Source organism: uncultured Olegusella sp., from assembly GCF_947253395.1.
Taxonomy (GTDB): Bacteria; Actinomycetota; Coriobacteriia; order Coriobacteriales; family Atopobiaceae; genus Olegusella.
The window spans coordinates 1-2,526 of the sequence record NZ_CAMXYY010000170.1 but is presented as its reverse complement, the minus strand read 5'-3'; the positions used below and the strand labels follow the sequence as shown (position 1 = coordinate 2,526).

2 protein-coding genes are annotated in these 2,526 nt (G+C 45.7%); both read left to right on the top strand.

All coding sequences use genetic code 11. The features are described from left to right. Positions 1 to 1,675, top strand: a 1,675-nt coding sequence (locus Q0X25_RS08465) for a hypothetical protein (protein WP_298581249.1), incomplete at its 5' end; no start/stop codon positions are given. 261 nt (positions 1,676 to 1,936) lie between these two features. Next, entirely contained in the window at positions 1,937 to 2,308 is a 372-nt protein-coding gene (locus tag Q0X25_RS08460; protein WP_298581246.1) for a DUF2712 domain-containing protein, read from the top strand. The last annotated feature ends 218 nt before the right edge of the window (positions 2,309 to 2,526 follow it).

Sequence of the window (2,526 nt, the reverse complement as noted above, 5' to 3'; positions counted from 1 at the left end):
CGTTGTTGATGGCCAGGAGCTCATGTCGCAACTTAATTGGGCAGATGATAGTACAGGCGCTCGTGGTGAGGACGAGACTCAGGCTAATGAGAACCACAGTTTTCAAAACATTGATTCTTTGGCAGATGTTTCTCAAGGTGAGTGGGGGCTGTCTGAGCAGTTGGAATGGATGCAGCGGCTAAGTTTGCCAAGTTGGCTACATCTCCCGAGGTGCTTTGAGCTTTGCGGACCTATTTCACTTATTTATTTACTCTTATTACCTATAGGTGCCACCAATCAGCTCTGGGGCTCAGGTCGCCATATCGTACTTGGCGTTGCGCTTGCCTTTGTTGTATGCGGCGCTCTGCGTTTGTATGCAGAGTTTCATCAGACAGAAGAAAAAGATGAAGAGGACGCTGTAGCCTTTAGTAGTATAGAAAAATTTTTATTGGTTGTAGGCATCGTTTTTATGGTTGGCATATGTGTAAAGTACACCCAAACTTATATACGCGTAGAGGATGACGGCTTTTTGGACTATGCTGCCCTAGGGTATCTACTCGCGTATGTCGGCCTCACGTCATGTATTTTTTTATGTATCAGAGCAGCAATTCATACAAGTCGTGCAGGTGAATTTATACAGGCTGTTGCTGTTGCAGCGGGGATGATGGCCTTCTCGTTATTTGGAGACATTACTTGGCTTATTGCGATTGCTGTGTCAGTGGCTTTTACGGCTTTATTTGTAGTCGATACTACGTGGATAGTGAGCGATGGAAATACATTTGGGCTAAAAGGGGAGTGCTCCCAACGGATGTCTCAACTACAAACTGGTGCGATGCACGTGGCTACTATAGGTGCTGCCGAGCGAATATCGCTCTGCCTACTCGCCTGTACACTTGGTTTCGTTTTTGAGGAGTCGTGGAGAATTCACACACTACTGTGCGCGCTCCCTGCGTTTGTCCCCTTTATTGCAACACTTGTATTCCTGTCGGGATTTATACTGATAAAACACCGTATAGCACGCCATCTGATTCCTGTAAGTATCGTCTGTGTGAGCGGGATGCTACTGATAGCGCAGCAAGGCATTTGGAATATATGCCCCTATATCATTTTTGCTTGGTGTCCCCTGGTGGTTGCGGCCGTATTCGTGCACTATCCGTGGCTGTCCTCCATTTTAGAAGAGCTATCTCCAGTAAATGGATTATCGTCTGCGCTGCATATCGCGTCGGTTTGTCTTATTTGTTTTGGCGTTGGAGCAGTTTTTGGCTCAATTGCAGTTGATAAGTATGCAACCTTGCTGATAGCAAATCCATACTACTTTGAGTGGTTGGGTGGCCCCACCATCCTAAGGCAGATTTTTTTGTTTTGCTCGGGCATGGGATCGGTGCTGGCGTGTGCCGCAGCCATCTTCTGCTACGTACAGATATCTGGCAGGATTTCTAGCTATGAGCTGAGCGATAAGCTGCCTCAGTCACTGGACGAGCGTATTCTTTATCTTTTTGCATCCCGAGGACTCAGCGAAATTCAAGCCCAGTCACTACTTGGCGTAATGCGCGGACGCACGACAAGAGAAATCGCTTCTCATCTGGGATATTCCTCTTCTAGTATTAGCGCGGCGCGTTCAAGTGGTTACAAAATTCTTGGCATCTCAAGTAGAGATAAGCTTGTTGATTTTGTTTCACATGGTTTAGGCATGTAAACAGCCCATTCTTCCAACTCTGGTACCCCTGTTGACTAGCGCTACACGTGCTATAGCACAACAATCTGCCTTAGTACAGGCACCCGGAGACTTTGAAAGAGAGGAAGAAGCATGCAACAAGGTAGAAAGCGCTGTTGTCTGAAATGGGCTGTGGCAGTAGCGGTATTACTCATGTGCGTTCCAGTTAGTCCCGCGTTCGCACATCCAATCAATGAAGCAACAAGTGATTCTCTTATAGCTCCTTCTGGTTCGAAGAGTCCAATGAGGGCTAACACGAATGATACGAAATATAATTTCGTATTTACCCTGTGGGATAAAACTGAGGGAACTCCTGGTCGTCGTAAAGAGGATACCACCCCAACATACGTAAATATAGCAACATTAAATATTGGTAATGGCAAGGCAAATATGTATGTAGATGGTGGCAAAAGCCAAACGGGATCATGGAAAAACATGACTGTTGGTGGTTATGCACCAGTCCATGGTACGGGCAGATGGTGCATTCACAACAATGTGAAAGAAAAAGGATATAGCTTTGCTAGATTGACCTCTTGGCTCAAGGAAGGTACGGGAGGACGTATATCAGGGTGCTGGAGTCCCGATAGCATGGGCTCATATCCTTCTATGAATTAACTAGTAATTCAGCAATAAGGGCATGAATTAAGTTTCCGGGTGTATTTATTTGCTTTAGGAGAGAGTTGTTATGACAAAGGTTGCTCAGATTACAAAAGGAGAGAAGCGCGCCTTAAAGTTACTTGTACTGCTTGCTATAGGATCTGTTTTGGTATACGGAGCATGGCTTACCTACCAATATGTGCTTGCGATGCAGTCTCAACAAGTGATTAAAGAGT

Excerpts from the sequence above, each read along its gene's own strand:
- Q0X25_RS08460 (WP_298581246.1), top strand. The coding sequence starts at position 1,937 with ATGAGGGCTAACACGAATGATACGAAATATAATTTCGTATTTACCCTG.